Source organism: Roseomonas sp. OT10 (assembly GCF_020991085.1).
Lineage (GTDB): Bacteria > Pseudomonadota > Alphaproteobacteria > Acetobacterales > Acetobacteraceae > Roseomonas > Roseomonas cutis.
In genome coordinates, this window is sequence record NZ_CP087719.1 from 1985995 (window position 1) to 2003203 (window position 17209).

Sequence of the window (17209 nt, forward strand, 5' to 3'; positions counted from 1 at the left end):
GACGACCCGCCTGGAACGCCCCGATGCCGGAGGGGTTCGCCTCAGCCGTTCAGGAAAGCGCGAACAGTTTCGATCTGCGACACATCCATCAGCGCCGGCGCATGGCCGCAGCCGGGCACGGTGACGAGCCGCACCCCGTCCCGCTCCGCCATGCGGGCCGCCGTGTCCGGCAGCAGCAGGGTACTGCTCTCGCCGCGCAGGATGAGGGTCGGCGCCTTCACCTGCTCCCACAGCGTCCAGAGATCCGCGTCCTGCGGCTCCACCCCCCGCATCGGCGCGGCGATGGCCGGGTCGTAGTGCAGCACCCAGCGCCCCGCCGGGGTCATGCGCCCGCTGGTCCGGGCCAGGTGGCGCCACTGCGCGTCGGTGAGCGGGCCGAAGGGGGCGTGGATGCGGCGCAGATGCGCCTCCAGCGCCGGCAGATCGGGGAAGTCCATCGCCTGGCCGACATAGGCGCCGATCTGCGCCAGCGCCGCCTTCGGGATGAAGGCGCCGATGTCGTTGAGCACCAGACGGCGCAGCGGCATGCCGGGGATGGCGGCGACGGGCATGCCGATCGGCCCGCCCATCGAGGTCCCCACCCAGTCGAACGGCCCGCCCAGCGCCTGCACCAGCGGCAGCAGCGCCTGGACATAGGTCGGCACGGCGTAGAAACGCCCGTCCGGCAGCCAGCCGCTCATCCCCCGGCCGAGGATGTCCGGGCAGATCACCCGCCGCCCGTCCGCGGCCAGCGCCCGGGCGAGGTCGTCGAAGTCACGGCCCGTTCGGGTCAGCCCGTGGACGCAGAGGGTGGGGAAGCCCTCCGCCGGACCCCATTCCGCCCAGCGCAGGGGGACCTCCGCCACCGCCTCGCCCAGCGTCAGCCGGGCGAGGGTGGCCCCAAAGCGGGGCTGGTCAGGCAATGCCATCGGCCCGCAGCTTCGCGATCTCCTCCGCCCCGACGCCGAGGCCGCCCAGCACCTCCTCCGTGTGCTGCCCCAGCACCGGAGGCGCGGAGCGGTAGCTCGGCGGGGTGGCGGAGAGGCGCACGGGGTTGGCGATCACCTTCACCGTCTCGCCCGAGGCGTGGTCCATCTCCACCACCACCTTGCGGGCCTGGACATGCGGGTCGGCGAAGACCTGGGACAGCTTGTTGATCGGGCCGCAGCCGATCTTGGCCGCCTCCAGCGCCGCCACCCAGTCGGCGGTGGTGCGGGACTGCAGCACCGGGGTCAGGGTGTCGGTGACGAGCTGGCGGTGGCTGACCCGCGCCGCGTTGGTGGCGAAGCGCTCGTCGGCGAGCAGCGCCTCCTGCCCGGTCAGCTTGCAGAAGCGCTGGAAGGTCGGGTCGTTGCCGATGGACAGCACGATATGCCCGTCCGCCGTCGGGAAAACCTGGTAGGGCACGATGTTCGGGTGGTCGTTGCCCAGCCGCGCCGGGTCCTGCCCGGTGGCGAGGTAGTTCATCCCCTGGTTGGCCAGCCAGGCGACGTGGGTGTCGAGCATGCCGATGTCGATCCGCTGCCCCTGCCCCGTCGCGTTCCGGTGGTTCAGCGCCGCCAGCACGCCGATGCAGCCGTAGAGCCCGGCGAAGAGGTCGGCGACGGGGATGCCCACCTTCATCGGCAGCCCGTCCGGCTCGCCGGTCAGGGACATCACCCCGCCCATCGCCTGCACCAGCCCGTCATAGCCGGGGCGCGGGGCATAGGGGCCGGTCTGCCCGAAGCCGGTGATGGAGCAGTAGATCAGCCGGGGGTAGCGGTCGCGCACCTCCTCCCAGCCCAGCCCGTACTTGGCGAGCGCGCCGACCTTGAAGTTCTCCACCAGGATGTCCGCCTGCTCCAGCAGGCGGTGGATGATGGCCTGCCCCTCGGGCCTGGCGATGTCCAGCGTGACCGACTTCTTGTTGCGGTTCACCCCGACGAAATAGGCGCTCTCCTTCGTGTTCGGCACGTAGGGCGGCGCGAAGCCGCGGGTGTCGTCGCCCGCGCCCGGGCGCTCGATCTTGATCACCTCGGCGCCCAGGTCGCCCAGCATCTGCGTGCAGGTCGGGCCGGCCAGCACCCGCGTCAGGTCCAGCACCTTCACCCCGTTCAGGGCCCCGGGGGCGAGGGAGGCCGGGGTCAGTCCCGCCGTGGGTGCCGTCATGCCGTCATCCTCCTTCCGGCGGCCCGGGAACGCCCCTCGCCGCACCGTTCGCGGCGCTTATAGGTCGGGACCGGACCCCTTGCCACGCGGCGCCGGCCCGTTCCGCGCCAGCCATGTTTCCGCCCCACCCCTTTCCTAACCGATCCGTCATGCAGCCATGGCATCGACCCGATGCCGTGCCGAGGGGTTCGCCGATGCCGAGCTGTCCGCCGCCACATGCCCATTCCGCCGCGGGGGCGGCGCGCCTGGCCGCGCTGGGCCTGTCCCTCTGCCTCGCCTGGAACGTCCCCGCCCGGGCACAGCCGGCGGCGCCGGCCTGTGATGCCCTGGCCGGCTGGATCAGGGACGAGAAGCCCGGCGAGACCTGGGAGCCGGGCGCCTTCAGCACCCGCTTCCGGCTGCCCGCGATCGTCGCCGCGCCGGCGACCGCGAGCCTCTTCGGCCGTCCGCTGACCCGGCTGACGGAGGCGGAGGCGCGCGACATCCTGGCCGCGATCGCCGCCTGCCAGCGCGACCCCGCGATGGACCGGCGGAAGAATCGCGAGGGGACCGACCGGCTGCGCCGGGCGGCGCAGATCCTCACCACCCAGGTGATCCCCTACGCCGCCGCCCGCGACAAGGGGTTGGCGGAGTCGACCCAGGCCATGGCGGTGCTGGAGCGGCAGCCGCCCACCCTGCCGCTGCTCCGCTTCTACGCCGCGCTGGCGCGCCTCGCCCCCGGGCCGCAGGCGATGACGGTCCTCGCCCAGGCGCAGCAGGGCCTCCCCATGGAGGCCGCGGTGGCGGCCCGCGCCCTGGTGGGCGCCATCCGCGATTCGACGCCCGAGGATTACGACGCCCAGGTCCGGGCCCCGGCCGCGGCGCGGGTCGAGGCCCTGCGTGGCCCGGTGCGCGACCGGACCCTGGCGGAGGTCGCGGCGATGCCCGCGACCCCGGACTCGCTCCAGGCCATGGCGCAGGCCCCGGAGCGGCTCCGCGCGCAGTTCGGCCCGGCGCTGGGCCGAGAGGCCCTCGCCGCGATCGAGACGGCGATGGCGGCACGCCGCGCCGCCCTGGCCCGCGAGGTGGCCGATGCCGCCATCGCGCGGCTCGCGGCCGTGCCGGTGGAAGCCGATGCGCTCCGCTCGCTCGACACCCTGGTCGATGCCCGTCTCCTCGCGCTGCTCCCCGGTCCCGAGGCGGCCCGTGTCCGGCAGGCCACCGAGGCGCGCCGCGCCGCACTGGGCGAGGCCCTGCTGGCGCAGCTCCAGGCGCGGCTGGCGGCGATGCCGGCGCGGGACGAGTCGCTGCGCGAGATCGACACCCTGCTGGCAAGGGACCTGCAGGCCTGGCCGGCCTCGTCCCGCGAGACGGGCCAGCGGCTGGCCGAGGCCGCCAGGGCGCGGCGGGCGGTCATCCTGGCGGAGGTCAACCGCCGCGAGGCCGGACCGCTGCGGGGGCGCCGCTATGCCACCGCGCGTCCCTCGATGAAGCTGGAGTTCGTGGACGCGACGCGCGTCTTCGTCACCGGGCCGGACGGGCAGACGATCGCCACCACCTATGGCGAGGAGGCGGACGGCCGCATCACGCTGGTCACCCCGCAGGGCACCCAGGTGCTGACCCGGGACGGCCGGGCCCTGGTCTCCGGCCCGGTCGTCTTCCAGCGCACCGATTCCCGCTGACGGGCGCGCGCCCCCGGGCTGGCGCCGCCCCCTGACATGTCCGTGGGCGGGGCGGCGCCGCGCCGGGCGGAGGGCGGGCCACCCCTGGCGTTCCGGCCGGGGGCGGCGCATGGTCCGCGCCCTCAGACGCCTTGCCTGCCGGAGGAAATGCCGATGCTCGACCGCCCGCACCCCACCCCCGAGGCCCCGACCCTCGACCAGGCCGACCTCGCGAAGCGCATGTCCGGCTTCCACTTCATCGGCGGCCGCTACGTCCCCGCGAAGTCCGGCAAGACCTTCGCCGTGGTGAACCCCGCGACCGGCGAGGAGGTCGCCCGCGCCGCCGAGGGCGATGCTGCCGACGTGGATGCGGCCGTGCAGGATGCGGCCAGGGCCCAGAAGGAATGGGCGCGGATGCCCGCCCGCAAGCGCGGCGCGCTGGTGCACAAGTGCGCGGCCGTGATCCGCGAGCATGTCGAGGAGCTGGCGCGGCTGATCGCGCTGGAGACGGGCAAGGCGCTGCGCACCGAGAGCCGGGTCGAGGCCAACACCGTCGCCGACATCCTGGAGTTCTTCGGCGGGCTGGGCAGCGAGCTGAAGGGCGAGTCCGTGCCCTTCGACCCCAAGGTGCTGAGCGTCACCATCCGCGAGCCGCTGGGCGTGGTCGGCGCCATCATCCCCTGGAACGTGCCGATGCTGCTGATGGCGCTGAAGGTCGCGCCCGCGCTCGTCGCCGGCAACACGGTGGTGGTGAAGAGCGCCGAGGAGGCGCCGCTCGCGGTGATGCGCATCTGCGAGCTGATGAACCGGGTGCTGCCGGCGGGCTGCTTCAACATCCTCTCGGGCTTCGGGCCGGAATGCGGCGCGCCGCTGGTGGAGCATCCCAAGGTGCGCAAGGTCACCTTCACCGGCTCCGTCCCCGTGGGCCGGATCGTCGCCAAGGCGGCGGGCGAGAAGCTGATCCCGGTGACGCTGGAGCTGGGCGGCAAGTCGCCCATGATCGTCTTCGCCGATTGCGACTTCGAGAAGACGGTGGCGGGCGCGCTGACCTCGATGCGCTTCACCCGCCAGGGGCAGAGCTGCACCGCCGCCAGCCGAATCTATGTCGAGCGCCCGATCTTCGACCGCTTCGTCGAGGCGATGGCGACGCGCGTGGACGCCATGGTGATGGGCGACCCGCTGGACGAGAAGACGGACATCGGCACCATCATCAGCACGGATCAGTTCGAGAAGGTCCGCGGCTTTATCGAGGAGGGCAAGGCCACCGCCGGCGCCACCGGCCGCGCCTGCTCCGCCATGCCCAAGGACCAGGCGCTGAGGAAGGGCCTGTTCATCCAGCCGCACATCTTCACCGGCCTCGGCCAGGACAGCCGGCTGGTGCAGGAGGAGATCTTCGGCCCCGTCACCTGCATCTTCCCCTTCGACGACGCGGAGGAGGTGCTGGCCGAGGCGAATGACAGCGAGTACGGCCTCGCGGCGTCGCTCTGGACCAACAACCTCAAGGTCGGGCTGGACCTCGCCCACCGGCTGGAGGCGGGTCTGGTGCAGATCAACCAGAACCTCGTGGTGCAAGCGAACCTCAGCTACGGCGGGGTGAAGTCCTCGGGCCTCGGCAAGGAAGCCTCGCTGGAGGCGATGCTGGAGCACTTCACCCACAAGAAGACCATCATGGTGAACATGGCCTGACGCGGCGTCCGCCCCGGCCTCCCCCCGACGGAGGCCGGGATACGCTTGCGTGACATCGGGGCCCTGCGCCTGTCGCCGTCCGGGCGGGCATGGTGAAATGGCCCGCGATGCTCAGTCCCGCTGACCGCCAGACCCGGCGCAGGCCCTCCCGCTGGCGCCGCTTCCTGCGCCGCCTCGCCTTTGTCCTGGTCGCCCTGCCCGTCCTGGCGGCGATCGCGCTCGCCGGCGCGCTGTGGTGGACCCTGCCCTCCCGGGACGGCCGCCTGGCCCTGCCGGGCCTCTCCGCCCCCGTTGACATCGCCATCGACGCCCAGGGCATCCCGCGCATCACCGCCGCGACCGAGACCGATGCGGCCATGGCGCTGGGCGTGCTGCATGCCCGCGACCGGCTGTTCCAGATGGACATGATGCGCCGCACCGCCGCCGGCCGGCTGGCGGAGGTGGCGGGCCCTTCCGCCCTGCGGCTGGACCGCTTCTCCCGCACGCTGGGCCTGGCGCGGCGGGCGGAGGCGGACCTCGCCGCCCAGGCACCGGAGACGCGGGCGCTGCTGGACGCCTACGCCGCCGGGGTGAATGCCTGGATCGCCGCGCGCGGCCGCTTCGCCGCGCCGGAATACCTCGCCCTCGGCGCACCGGAGCCCTGGCGCCCGCGGGACAGCCTGCTCTGGGGCAAGCTGATGGGGCTCTACCTCTCGGGCAACTGGCGCACCGAGCTGGAGCGTGCGCGCCTCGCCCCGATCCTGCCGCCCGACCGGCTGGAGGAGCTGTGGCCCGCCGACGCCAGCTCTGGCCGGGCGGAGGTCGCGGCGCTCGATGCCGGCCCGCTGGACCGGCTGCTCGCCGCCCTGCCGCGCTTCCCCGAGGATGCGCCGCTGCCGGAGACCGCCTCGAACGCCTGGGCCGTCGCGGCGGAGCGGTCGGCGACGGGCGGGGCGCTGCTCGCCTCCGATCCGCATCTGGGCTTCTCGGCGCCCGTCCTGTGGTACCTGGCGCGGATCGAGCTGCCGGGCGGGCGCTTCCTGGCCGGCGCCACGGCGCCGGGCGTGCCGGGGGTGGTGATCGGGCGCAGCGACCGGCTGGCCTGGGGCTTCACCACCACCCATTCCGACACCCAGGACGTCTTCGTCGAGCGGCCCGTCGGCACGGATTCCTACGAGACCCCGGACGGCCCGCGCCCCTTCGCGACCCGCGAGGAGCTCATCGCCATCCGCGGCGCCCCGCCGGAGCAGCTGCTGGTGCGCGAGACCCGGCACGGCCCGGTCATCTCCGACCTGGACCCGCCCGGGGGCGAGGGGACGCCGCGGATCCTGGCCGTGGCCATGGCGAACCTCGCGCCCGGCGACACCGCCCCCTCCGGCCTGCACGCGCTGAACCGGGCCCGCAGCCTGGAGGAGGCGCGGCGGGCCGTCGCCGCCATCACCTCGCCCTCGCAGAACGTGATGGTCGCCGATGCCGCCGGGCCGGTGGCCATGTTCCTGTCCGGCCGCACGCCGCTGCGGCGGGCCGGCGACGGCAACCAGCCGGCGCCGGGCTGGGACGGGAGCCACGACTGGACGGGCTGGGTTCCCTTCGACGCGCTGCCCCATGTCGTCGCCCCGGAATCCGGCGCCGTCGCCAATGCCAACAACCGGGTGCAGCCCGAGGGGGCGGAGGTCTTCCTGGGCCGGGACTGGTTCGGGGACTGGCGCTTCCGCCGGATCGCCGAGGTGCTCGCCTCGCGCCCCCGCCATGCGCCGGGGGATTTCGTGGCGCTGCAATCGGATGCGGTCAGCCTCTTCGCGCGCGACTTGCTGCCGGTGCTGCGCCGCCTGCCGCGCCCGGGCGGGCTGGCGGGGCAGGCGCGCGACCTGCTGCAGGGGTGGGACGGGGAGATGGCGGCGGACCGGCCGCAGCCGCTGATCTTCAACGCCTGGTGGCGGGAGGCCGCACGGCTTGCCATGGCCGAGGGCGGATTGCCCGCCGGCGCCTGGTCGCCCCGGCCCGAGTTCCTTCGCATGGTGCTGACGGAGGAGCAGGGCGCCCGCTGGTGCGGCAGCCGCGGTTGCGACGCCCTGGCCGCGGCCGCGCTGGAGCAGGCGGTGGCCGCCCTGGCCGGACGCTTCGGCCAGGACCCCACGGCCTGGCGCTGGGGCGAGGCGCACCAGGCCCGCTTCGAGCATCCGCTGCTGCGCTTCCTGCCCGTGCTGGGGCGGCTGACCAGCCTCGCCGTGCCCATGGCCGGAGATGGCAACACGGTGCTGCGCGGCGGCTACCGGGACGACTTCCTGGCGGTGCAGGGTGCGGGCCTGCGGCTGGTGGCCAACCTGGCCTCCCCGGACGGGCTGCTCGCCAGCATCGCCACGGGGCAATCCGGCAACCCCCTGTCGCGGCACTGGTCCGACCTGAACCCGCTCTGGGCCAACGGCCGGGCGCTGCGGCTCGGCCGTGATGCGGAGGCGGAGGGGCGGCTGCGGCTGGAGCCCGCCGCGGCGCGTTGAGGGTGGCCGGCACGGCCCCCCTGCCGCCGTGCCGGGCCGCCGTGCCGGAGCGTCCCGCGCGACGATCCGGGTGGCGGGGCGGGTTTTCCCACCGGCATTATTGCCCCGGGCTGCGACACGCCCAACAATAGGGGCGCCGATGCTGCACCGCCCGCCTCTCCGACCACAGTTCTTCTACACGACGGCGCCGCTGCCCTGCCCCTACCTCGCGGGCCGGACGGAGCGGAAGATCGTGACCGAGCTGGCGGGGCCGGATGGCGAGGCGCTGCACGACCGCCTCTCCCGCGCCGGCTTCCGCCGCAGCCACAACATCGCCTATGCGCCCGTCTGCCCCGGCTGCCGGTCCTGCATCCCGATCCGCATCCGCGTGGCCGACTTCCAGCCCGACCGCACCCAGCGCAAGGTGGCCCGCGCCAATGCCGGGGTGACGGTGCACGAGGCGGCGGCGCGCGCCACGGCGGAGCAGTACGGGCTGTTCCAGCGCTACCAGCAGGGCCGGCACGGCGACGGCGACATGGCGGCGATGGGCTTCTACGACTACCGCGCCATGGTGGAGGACACGCCGATCACCACCAGCCTGGTGGAGTTCCGCGACGCCCCCGACCGGCTGGTGGGCGCCTGCCTGACGGACGTGCTCGGGGACGGGCTGTCGGCCGTCTACTCCTTCTACGACCTCGCGCTGGAGAAGCGCTCGCTCGGCACCTACGCCATCCTGTGGCTGATCGAGCACGCCCGGACGCTGGGCATGCCCTATGTCTACCTGGGCTACTGGGTCCCGCAGAGCCGCAAGATGGCCTACAAGGCGCGGTTCCGGCCGAGCGAGGTCCTCACCGGCGGCGTCTGGCGCGCGCTGACCGACCAGGAGGCGCCGGCGCCCAGCGCCTTCCTGCCCGAGACCGTGGGCTGACGCGCGTCAGCCGGTGGCGAGCGGTGCGGCGCCGTGCTGCACCAGGCCCAGGACCGGATGCGCCTTCATCTCGCGGATCTGCTGCGTCACCACGGCGACGAAGCTCTCCGCCCCCGGCCAGCCGGTGATGCGGCCGATCTTCTTGCGACCCCGGAACAGGAGGAAGGCCGGCACGCCGTGCAGGCCGAAGCGGGTGCCGATCTCCGGGTCGTCATAGACGTTGGCGTGCAGCCAGCGGACCTGGGGCCAGTCGAACCGCTCCGGCCGTTGCAGCATGGCGCGCTTGGCCACGTCGCAGTTCGGGCAGTTCTCGCCCCAGAGGAAGAGCAGGGTCAGCGGCTCTGCCCCGGGTTCGGACAGCGCCTCGTCCAGCCCCGCGCTCGTGGCCGGGCGCATGGGGAAGCGGTCGAAGAAGTCCGGAACGGTGGTGCTCGCCATGACGCTCTCCCCTGGTGCGGATCGCCCGGATCTGTCGCCGGGCTGACCCGCCGCAGGGCAGCATGCGGTGCCGGTGCCGGGAAGGGCAAGCACGCCTTCCAGCCACCGGGTCCGGGCCGGCGCCCCCCGCCTAGCCGTCGAAGCGGTTGGAGCGCGGGAAGCCGTTGGGCGGCTGCTTGCCCGCCCCGCCCCGGTTGCCGCGCCAGCCGGTCAGCGCCGTCTCCGTCCGCGTGCGCCCGCCCAGCGCCCAGCTCAGCCCATGGGCCTTGTCGAAGACCTTCACGTCCGACAGCCCGCCATCCTTGTAGCCCTGGAGCGTCACGCCGCGGCCGCGCGTCATCTCCGGCACCTGCTCCAGCGGGAAGACCAGCAGCTTGCGGTTCTCGCCCACCACCGCGACCGTGTCGCCCACGGCATCGGCGCAGACGGCCAGCGTGTCCGGCGCCTCCACCACCAGCACCTGCTTGCCCGTGCGCTTCTCGGCCAGCAGATCCTCGGACTTCACGACGAAGCCGCGTCCGGCGCGGGAGGCGAGCAGGAAGCGCAGCCCCTCCTTCCAGACGAAGCCCGCGACGACCGTGTCCTCGTTGGCGAGGTCGACCATCAGCCGCACCGGCTGGCCGTCGCCGCGGCCGCGCGGCACCGCCTCCGCCTTGATGGTGTAGCTGCGGCCGTTGCTGGCCAGGAAGCACAGGCGGTCCGTCGTCTCCGCGTGCAGCATGAGGAGGAGCCCGTCGCCCTCCTTGAAGCGGAGCTCCGTCTCCGGCGGCAGGTGGCCCTTCTGCGCGCGCAGCCAGCCCTTCTCCGACAGGATCACGGTGATCGGCTCGCGCTCGACATGGGCGGAGAGGTCGACCGTCACCGCCGCCATTTCCGAGACCAGCTTCGTGCGGCGGTCGCCCAGCGGGCCCGAGCCGAACTTCGCCCGCGTCGCCTCCAGCTCGGCGCCGATCTGCTTCCAGCGCGCGGACTCGCTGTCCAGCAGCCGCTGCAACGCCTTCTGCTCGGCCGAGAGCTTCTTGTGCTCCCGCCGCAGCTCCATCTCCTCCAGCTTGCGCAGGGCGCGCAGGCGCATGTTCAGCACCGCCTCGGCCTGATTGTCCGTCAGCGAGAAGGTGCGGATCAGCGCCGCCTTGGGGTCGTCCTCCTCGCGGACGATGCGGATCACCTCGTCCAGGTTCAGGTAGACGATCAGGTAGCCGTCGAGGATCTCCAGCCGCCGCCCGATCGCGGCCAGGCGGTGGGTGGAGCGCCGGATCAGCACCACCTGCCGGTGGTCCAGCCAGGCGCGCAGCACCTCCTTCAGCCCCATCACCTTCGGCGTGCGGTCGGCGTCCAGCACGTTCAGGTTCAGCGGGAAGCGCGATTCGAAGGCGGTCGCGCGGAACAGCGTCTCCATCAGCATCGCGGGCTCGACGGTGCGGGACTTCGGCTCCAGCACCACGCGGACGACATCCGTGCTCTCGTCGCGGATATCGGCGAGCAGCGGCAGCTTCTTCGCCTCCAGCAGCTCCGCCACCTGCTCGATCAGGCGGGACTTCTGCACCTGGTAGGGGATCTCGGTGACGACGATCTGCCAGGTGCCGTTCTTCAGCGGCTCCGTGTCCCACTTCGCGCGCAGGCGGAAGCCGCCGCGCCCCGTCTCGTAGGCGGCGAGGATGGCCTCTGCCGGCTCGACCAGCACGCCGCCGGTGGGGAAGTCGGGGCCGGGGACGTGGCGCAGCAGCTCTGCCGTGCTGGCGCCCGGGTTGCGCACCAGCTCCAGCGCGGCGGCGCACAGCTCGCCCGCATTGTGCGGCGGGATGGAGGTCGCCATGCCGACCGCGATGCCGTTGGCGCCATTGGCCAGCAGGTTCGGGAAGGCGGCCGGCAGCACCACCGGCTCCTGCTCCTCCCCGTCATAGGTGGGGCGGAAATCCACCGAATCCTCGTCGATGCCTTCCAGCATCGCCTTGGCCACCTCGGTGAGCTTGGCCTCGGTGTAGCGCATGGCCGCGGCGTTATCGCCGTCGATGTTGCCGAAATTCCCCTGGCCCTCGACCAGCGGGTAGCGGGCGGCGAAGTCCTGGGCGAGCCTGACCAGCGCCTCGTAGACGGAGGCGTCGCCATGCGGGTGGTACTTGCCGATCACGTCGCCCACCACGCGGGCGCATTTCTTGAAGCCGCCGGCCGGGTCCAGCTTGAGCTGCTGCATTGCCCAGAGCAGGCGGCGGTGCACCGGCTTCATCCCGTCCCGCACATCCGGCAGCGAGCGGCTGACGATGGTGGACATGGCATAGGCGAGGTAGCGCTGGCTCAGCGCCTCGGCGAGCGGCGCCTCGTGCACGCGGTCGCCGTCCGGCAGGGCCTTGATGTCGTCGGGCATGGGCGGAACGCCCCTTGTTCCTGCTTCGTTCTTGATGAGTCCGTTCTAGCAGGTCGGGGAAGCAGAAGCCAGGGGCACAGGATCGTTCGCCTGTGGGCCGCGCGGGGATAGCGTGCGATGGACCGCCGCCTCGGCCTGACGGCGCGCACGGCAACGGGGGGCTTTCGATGACCACGCACCGCACCGCGCGCTGTGCCTGCGGGCAGCTCCGCATCGACTGCCGGGGGGAGCCGGAAAGGGTGTCCCTCTGCCACTGCCTGGCCTGCCAGCGCCGCACCGGCAGCGCCTTCGGGGTGGCGGCCTTCTTCCGCGCGGCTGCCACCTGGGCCGAGGGCTGCTCGGCCACCTATGTCCGCGCCGCCGACAGCGGCTTCACCATCGCCTTCCATTTCTGCCCGGATTGCGGCTCCACGGTCTTCTGGTACCCGGCGCGCCGGCCGGGAGCGGTGGCGGTGGCGCTCGGCTGCTTCGCCGACCCGGGCTTCCCGCCGCCGGAGCAGGCGGTCTTCACCCAACACGCGCATCCCTGGCTGTCCGCGATCCCGGCAGGCCCCGTCCCGCCGAGGCCTCCGCCCGACACCCGGCGGGATGGGGCATAGGCGGCGCCCGTGGATGTCCCGCCCGCGCGTCTGCGGGCCGCGGACGTCGTCACCGCATGGATTTCCGCCCCGCCGCGATCTGGTCTAGCAAGGCGAACGGCCGACGGCAGGGGAGACAGGTATGTCCAAGCGCGACGCCAGGATGATGCCCCCCGCCAGCCGGGTCCGGCCGGGCGATGCCCTGGCCGGGGTCCTGCTGGCCGGCGCGCTGCTGCTCGGCAGCCCCTCCCCCGCCCCGGCCCAACCCGCGCCGCGCCCTGCCCCCGCGCCGGCCGATGCCGGCAAGGGCGCGCCCAAGGGTCCGGCCCCGGCCACCACGACCCCCGCGCCCCCGCCGGCCGCGCCCAGCATCGCCTACCGCCGCGAGGACGCCGCCCGCACCCCGCCCCTGCAACCCGACCGGCCGGTCAGCCTGCGCCTGAACCGCAACCAGTCGGCCTTCTTCCGCATCGCCCCCGAGGCGGGCCCGGCCTTCACCGCCACCACCCGCAACTTGGCCCAGGGCACGGACACGGTGCTGGAGTTCCTCGATGCCCAGGGCCGCACGCTGGGCGAGGATGACGACGGCGGCGACCAGGACCTTTCCTCCCGTCTGGAAAGCGGCAGCCCCCGCCCCGCCTTCCTGCGCGCCGGCACGGTGGACGGCGCCGGCGGCCGCTTCGAGCTGGTGCTGACCCGCGACGCCGATCCCGGGCCGCTGCCCTTCGCGACCTCGGCGGCCGAGGCGGCGCAATTCCCCCTGCCCGCCCCCGGCCAGCCGCTGCACATCCGCCTGCGCCGCGGCCAGACGGGCTTCCTCGCCCTGCCGGCCGAGCGCACGGGTCTGGTGGCGCGCACCCGCGACCTGCGCCGCGGCACGGACACCACCCTGGCGCTGCTGGATGCCGGCGGGCGGGTGATCGCCGAGGATGACGATGGCGGCGGCGACCTCGCCTCCCTGCTGCCGCTGGACGAGGGTGGCGGCAGCCCGACCGTGCTGCGGCTGGGCACCGCCGATGGCGGCTCCGCCGAGTTCGACCTGGTCATCGAGCGGGAGGCCCCCGCCGGCCCGCCCGATTTCCCGACCTCGCTGCTGGAGGCCGCGACCAGCCCGCCGATCGCCCCGGGCACCCGGCACCTGCGGCTGGGGCGGCGTCAGGTCGCCGTCTTCGCCCTGCCGCCGGAGGGGGCGCAGGACCTCGTCTTCCGCACGGAGAAGCTGGGCGAGGGCGTGGACACGAACCTCGCCCTGCTCGACGCCAACGGCAACGTGCTGCTGGAGGATGACGATGGCGGCGGCAACCTCGCCTCCCGCCTCGCCGTGGGCGATGCCCCGCGCGCGCCGGCCTTCCTGCGCGTCAACCTGATCGACGGCCGCGGCGAGTTCGACCTTGTCACCGCACGCGAGGCCGTGGCGCCGGCCGCCGATGTGGCGGCGACCATCGAGGAGGCACGTGGCAAGCCGGCACCGGAGATCGGCCGGTCCATCCGGCTGCGCCTGCGCAACGGGCAGGTGGCGGTGCTGCCGCTGCCGGATTCCGACGCGCCGCTGCTGGCGCTCACGCATTCGCTCCAGGGGGCCACGGATACGGTGCTGGAGCTGCTGGACGCGCAGGGGAACGTGCTGGCCGAGGATGACGACGGCGCGGGCGGCCTCGCCTCCCGGCTGGTGATCCCGGCGCAGCCGCGTCCAGCCTTCCTGCGCGTCAAGACGGTCGATGCCGGAACGGGGACCTTCGAGGTGGTGCTGATCCGCCCGGCGGGCTAGCCGGCCTCGTCCGGGGCAGTCGTCACCAGGGCGGCCACCCGGTCGTACAGCATCTCCCGCGCCGCCGGCACGGGGCGGTGCCGGGCGCCGAAGGCGTCGCGCGCCAGGAAATGCCCGGTCAGCCGCAGCCCCTCCGCCCAGGCGGCCGCGTCGCCCGGGTCGGCGGGGTCGAGCAGGAAGCGCGGCAGGGGCAGCAGCCTCCCGGCATAGGGTGCCGCCGCCTCGGCGCAGACCGCCCGGCCGCTCCGGGGCGAGACCGCGGCCAGCCCCTCCCGCGCCCCGGTGACGGCGCAGGCGGAGAGGTCGAGGCCGTAGCCCAGCTCGGCCAGCAGCAGCACCTCCCAGCGCAGGTAGTCCGCCATCACCGCCTCCGCCCCCTCCCCCAGATGCGCCAGGATGGGCAGCAGGGCGCGGAAGACGCGGGGGTGCGGCTCGCGCTCCGGCAGGGCCTCGGCCGCGACGGCGCAGGCGGAGGAGAGCAGCGCCAGCGCCAGCCGGTCTTCCAGCGCCAGGGCGGCGGTGGGATGCACCAGCTCGCCGGAGAGGTTGCCGAGCTGCTCGGCCAGCCGCGCCACCCAGCGCGCCTCGACCAGGTTGCCCGTCTGCCAGGTGGCGGCGTTCGCGCGGGAGGCACCGCCGCGCACCAGCCCGGCATGGCGGCCCTGGACCTCGGTCAGCACGGTGACGATGGCGCCGCCTTCGCCATAGGGGCGGGCGTCGAGGATGATGGCAGGGGCCTGCCATTCCTCCACGGCGAGGCTACCCCTCCTCGTGCAGGCCGATGGCGCGCAGCCGCGCGCGCTCCTCGTCCCAGCCGGGGCGTTCCTTGACGTTCAGGAACAGGTGGACCCGGCGTTCGAGCAGCCTCGTCAGCTCCTCCCGCGCCCGGCGGCCGATCTCCTTCACCCGCGCGCCGCCATCGCCGATCAGGATGGCCTTCTGGGAGGCGCGGGCGACGTAGATGGTGCAGTCCACCCGCACGCTGCCGTCCCGGCGCTCCTGCCAGCTCTCCGTCTCGACGGTCGCGTGGTGCGGCACCTCCTCGTGGGTCTGGCGCAGGATCTGCTCGCGCACGATCTCGGCGGCCAGCATCCGCTCGTTGAGGTCGGAGAGCTCGTCCTCGGGGAACAGCCAGGGGCCGGGCGGCATGGCCTCGGCCAGCTTCTCCGACAGGCGGTCGAGCCCGTCGCCCGTCTCGGCGCTGACCATGAAGGTCTCGGCGAAGGTCAGGCGCTCGTTCAGCGCGGCGGTCAGCGGCAGCAGGCGGCGGGCATCGATCAGGTCGGACTTGTTCAGCACCAGCCACAGCTTCGGCGCGCCCCGGGCAAGGCCGGCCACGATCGCCTCCACCCCCTCCGTCAACCCGGCGCGGGCATCGACGACGAGAAGGGCCATGTCCGCGTCCTGCGCCCCCGTCCAGGCGGCCTGGACCATGGCACGGTCCAGGCGCCGACGCGGGCGGAAGATGCCCGGCGTGTCCGTCAGCACGACCTGGGACGCCCCCAGCATCAGCACGGCGCGGATGCGGAAGCGCGTCGTCTGCGGCTTGGGCGAGACGATGGAGACCTTGGTCCCCGCCAGCCGGTTCACCAGGGTGGACTTGCCGGCATTGGGCGCGCCGAGGACGGCGACGATGCCGGCGCGGGTCTGCGCCGGGGTGGCAGGCTCAGCCATCGCGCCCTCCGCCGCGGCCTTCGCGTACCGTGATGCCGGCGAGCCAGGCCTCCGCCGCCGCCTGCTCCGCCGCGCGCTTGTTCTCCCCGCTCGCCTCGGCCGAGCGGCCGGCGGCATGGACGGAGACGGTGAAGACCGGCGCATGGGAGGGGCCGGAGGTGGCCTCCAGCCGGTATTCCGGCAGGCCCAGGCTGCGGCCCAGGGTCCATTCCTGCAGCCGGCTCTTGGCCGACATCGGCGGCGTCGGGTCGGCGCGGACGAACTCCGCCCACTCCTGGCGGACGAAGCGGCGCGCCGCCTCCAGCCCGCCATCGAGGTAGAGCGCGCCGATCAGCGCCTCGGTCGCATCCGCCAGCACGTTGGCGCGCTGGCGCAGCCCCGTGCGGCCCTCGGCCGGGGGGATGCGCAGCGCGGCGGAGAGGCCGATCGCCTCCCCCACCTTGGCCAGGGTCTCGGCCGCGACGAGCACGGCCAGCCGCTTGCCCAGCTCGCCCTCCCGCTCGCCCGGGAAGCGCTCCGAGAGCCACTCGGCGATGGCCAGGGCCAGGACACGATCGCCCAGGAACTCCAGCCGCTCGTTGCTGTCGAGCTGCCGCCGCTTCGGATCGGCGGCGGAGCGGTGCGTCAGCGCCTGTTCCAGCAGCGAGGCATCGGCGAAGTCGTGCCCCAGCCGCCGCGCCAGGACGGAGGTATCGCGCCCGGTCACGGTCCCGGCCCCGGCCCAGGGTCCCGCATCAGCGTACGCCCGAGAGCAGCCGGCCCCAGCGCACCGCGAAGGGCCAGGCCCAGACCTCGTACCAGTTGGCCGAGCCGTCCCAGGAGAAGAAGATGAACTCCGCCCGCCCGACCAGGTTCTCCACCGGCACGAAGCCCACGGCGCTCATGGCGCGGCTGTCGAGGCTGTTGTCGCGGTTGTCGCCCATCGCGAAGACGTGGTTGGGCGGCACCACGAATTCCTGGGTGTTGTCGAAGGGCCCGTCATCCGAGGCCTCCAGGATCTGGTGCGTGCGCGGCTGCGCGCCCGGGCTGGCCGGCAGCGTCTCCTGGTAGAGGCGCACCACCATGCGCGGCCCGTCGCCATCGACCGTGAAGGGGCCGATGAACTCCCGGCGCACGGGCTGGCCGTTCACGTGCAGGATGCCGCCCCGCATCTGGATGCGGTCGCCCGGCAGGCCGACGATGCGCTTGATGTAGTCCGTGGTGCCGTCGCGCGGCAGCTTGAACACCGCCACGTCGCCGCGCGCCGGCAGCGATCCGAAGATGCGGCCGGAGAACAGGTTCGGGCTGAAGGGCAGCGAGGCGCGGGAATAGCCGTAGGAGTACTTCGAGACGAAGAGGTAATCCCCCACCAACAGGGTCGGGATCATGCTGCCCGAGGGGATGTTGAAGGGCTCGAAGGCCACCGTGCGGATGCCGATCGCGATCAGCCCGGCATAGAGGATGGTCTTGGCGCTTTCGAGCCAGCCGCCCTGCGTCTTCTTCTTCGCCATAGCGCTCATGGAAGGGTCCGCGTCCCTGGGAAGTCCCCCAGGGTCCGGGCGGGGTGCCG

Annotated in this window: 14 protein-coding genes; 6 read left to right on the plus strand and 8 right to left on the minus strand. The window is 73.6% G+C overall.

Going from position 1 to position 17209, the window contains the following annotated elements; translation table 11 throughout:
- Positions 1-41 precede the first annotated feature (41 nt).
- Positions 42-908 (minus strand): alpha/beta fold hydrolase, encoded by an 867-nt coding sequence (locus LPC08_RS09210; protein WP_230452399.1) that lies wholly within the window; start codon positions 906-908, stop codon positions 42-44.
- Positions 895-2127 (minus strand): CaiB/BaiF CoA transferase family protein, encoded by a 1233-nt coding sequence (locus tag LPC08_RS09215; protein ID WP_230452400.1) that lies wholly within the window; start codon positions 2125-2127, stop codon positions 895-897. Before LPC08_RS09215 ends, LPC08_RS09210 begins: the two co-directional genes overlap by 14 nt.
- A 194-nt stretch (positions 2128-2321) precedes the next feature.
- Here LPC08_RS09215 and LPC08_RS09220 point away from each other — a divergent pair, with 194 nt between their 5' ends.
- From LPC08_RS09220 to LPC08_RS09235, 4 genes are all read left to right on the plus strand, one after another.
- Positions 2322-3788: a hypothetical protein gene (locus LPC08_RS09220; protein WP_230452401.1), complete on the plus strand. Its 1467-nt coding sequence runs from the start codon at positions 2322-2324 to the stop codon at positions 3786-3788.
- 153 nt (positions 3789-3941) lie between these two features.
- Positions 3942-5453, plus strand: coding sequence for an aldehyde dehydrogenase family protein (locus LPC08_RS09225; protein ID WP_230452402.1), 1512 nt, complete (start codon positions 3942-3944; stop codon positions 5451-5453).
- 107 nt (positions 5454-5560) lie between these two features.
- Positions 5561-7930: a penicillin acylase family protein gene (locus tag LPC08_RS09230; RefSeq protein WP_230452403.1), complete on the plus strand. Its 2370-nt coding sequence runs from the start codon at positions 5561-5563 to the stop codon at positions 7928-7930.
- A 139-nt stretch (positions 7931-8069) separates the two neighbouring features.
- The gene (locus LPC08_RS09235) at positions 8070-8837 is read left to right on the plus strand and encodes an arginyltransferase (RefSeq protein ID WP_230452404.1); all 768 of its coding nucleotides are present in this window, start codon (positions 8070-8072) and stop codon (positions 8835-8837) included.
- A 6-nt stretch (positions 8838-8843) separates the two neighbouring features.
- On the opposite strand, the gene LPC08_RS09240 is transcribed toward LPC08_RS09235, so the two are convergent.
- Together LPC08_RS09240 and parC are read right to left on the minus strand one after the other, a co-directional pair.
- Positions 8844-9275, minus strand: a complete 432-nt coding sequence (locus tag LPC08_RS09240; RefSeq protein WP_230452405.1) for a thioredoxin family protein — start codon at positions 9273-9275, stop codon at positions 8844-8846.
- A gap of 130 nt (positions 9276-9405) precedes the next feature.
- Positions 9406-11640, minus strand: a complete 2235-nt coding sequence (gene parC, locus LPC08_RS09245) for a DNA topoisomerase IV subunit A (protein ID WP_230452406.1) — start codon at positions 11638-11640, stop codon at positions 9406-9408.
- A gap of 167 nt (positions 11641-11807) precedes the next feature.
- Here parC and LPC08_RS09250 point away from each other — a divergent pair, with 167 nt between their 5' ends.
- On the plus strand, positions 11808-12239 hold the full coding sequence (locus LPC08_RS09250; RefSeq protein WP_230452407.1) for a GFA family protein: 432 nt from the start codon (positions 11808-11810) through the stop codon (positions 12237-12239).
- Positions 12240-12360: 121 nt separating this feature from the next.
- Positions 12361-13986 carry a hypothetical protein gene (locus tag LPC08_RS09255; RefSeq protein ID WP_230452408.1) on the plus strand — a complete coding sequence of 542 codons (1626 nt, stop codon included), beginning with the start codon at positions 12361-12363 and terminating at the stop codon, positions 13984-13986.
- Here the strand turns inward: LPC08_RS09255 and recO are convergent.
- The 4 genes from recO to lepB are packed head-to-tail and all read right to left on the minus strand — an operon-like array spanning position 13983 to position 17150.
- A complete protein-coding gene (gene recO, locus LPC08_RS09260) occupies positions 13983-14738 on the minus strand; it encodes a DNA repair protein RecO (RefSeq protein ID WP_230452409.1) in 756 nt (251 codons plus the stop codon). The genes LPC08_RS09255 and recO overlap by 4 nt on opposite strands.
- A 7-nt stretch (positions 14739-14745) precedes the next feature.
- Entirely contained in the window at positions 14746-15660 is a 915-nt protein-coding gene (gene era, locus LPC08_RS09265; protein WP_230452410.1) for a GTPase Era, read from the minus strand.
- Positions 15653-16366 carry a ribonuclease III gene (gene rnc / locus LPC08_RS09270; protein ID WP_230452411.1) on the minus strand — a complete coding sequence of 238 codons (714 nt, stop codon included), beginning with the start codon at positions 16364-16366 and terminating at the stop codon, positions 15653-15655. Before rnc ends, era begins: the two co-directional genes overlap by 8 nt.
- Before the next feature lie 28 nt (positions 16367-16394).
- Positions 16395-17150 (minus strand): signal peptidase I, encoded by a 756-nt coding sequence (gene lepB / locus LPC08_RS09275; protein ID WP_230453027.1) that lies wholly within the window; start codon positions 17148-17150, stop codon positions 16395-16397.
- Positions 17151-17209 lie beyond the last annotated feature (59 nt).

Bases quoted from the DNA above. Each gene is read 5' to 3' on its own strand.
- LPC08_RS09215 (WP_230452400.1), bottom strand. From the start codon at position 2,127: ATGACGGCACCCACGGCGGGACTGACCCCGGCCTCCCTCGCCCCCGGG.
- parC (WP_230452406.1), bottom strand. From the start codon at position 11,640: ATGCCCGACGACATCAAGGCCCTGCCGGACGGCGACCGCGTGCACGAG.
- LPC08_RS09250 (WP_230452407.1), top strand. From the start codon at position 11,808: ATGACCACGCACCGCACCGCGCGCTGTGCCTGCGGGCAGCTCCGCATC.
- LPC08_RS09255 (WP_230452408.1), top strand. From the start codon at position 12,361: ATGTCCAAGCGCGACGCCAGGATGATGCCCCCCGCCAGCCGGGTCCGG.
- LPC08_RS09225 (WP_230452402.1), top strand. From the start codon at position 3,942: ATGCTCGACCGCCCGCACCCCACCCCCGAGGCCCCGACCCTCGACCAG.
- lepB (WP_230453027.1), bottom strand. From the start codon at position 17,150: ATGGCGAAGAAGAAGACGCAGGGCGGCTGGCTCGAAAGCGCCAAGACC.
- era (WP_230452410.1), bottom strand. From the start codon at position 15,660: ATGGCTGAGCCTGCCACCCCGGCGCAGACCCGCGCCGGCATCGTCGCC.
- LPC08_RS09240 (WP_230452405.1), bottom strand. From the start codon at position 9,275: ATGGCGAGCACCACCGTTCCGGACTTCTTCGACCGCTTCCCCATGCGC.
- LPC08_RS09220 (WP_230452401.1), top strand. From the start codon at position 2,322: ATGCCGAGCTGTCCGCCGCCACATGCCCATTCCGCCGCGGGGGCGGCG.
- LPC08_RS09235 (WP_230452404.1), top strand. From the start codon at position 8,070: ATGCTGCACCGCCCGCCTCTCCGACCACAGTTCTTCTACACGACGGCG.
- LPC08_RS09210 (WP_230452399.1), bottom strand. From the start codon at position 908: ATGGCATTGCCTGACCAGCCCCGCTTTGGGGCCACCCTCGCCCGGCTG.
- LPC08_RS09230 (WP_230452403.1), top strand. From the start codon at position 5,561: ATGCTCAGTCCCGCTGACCGCCAGACCCGGCGCAGGCCCTCCCGCTGG.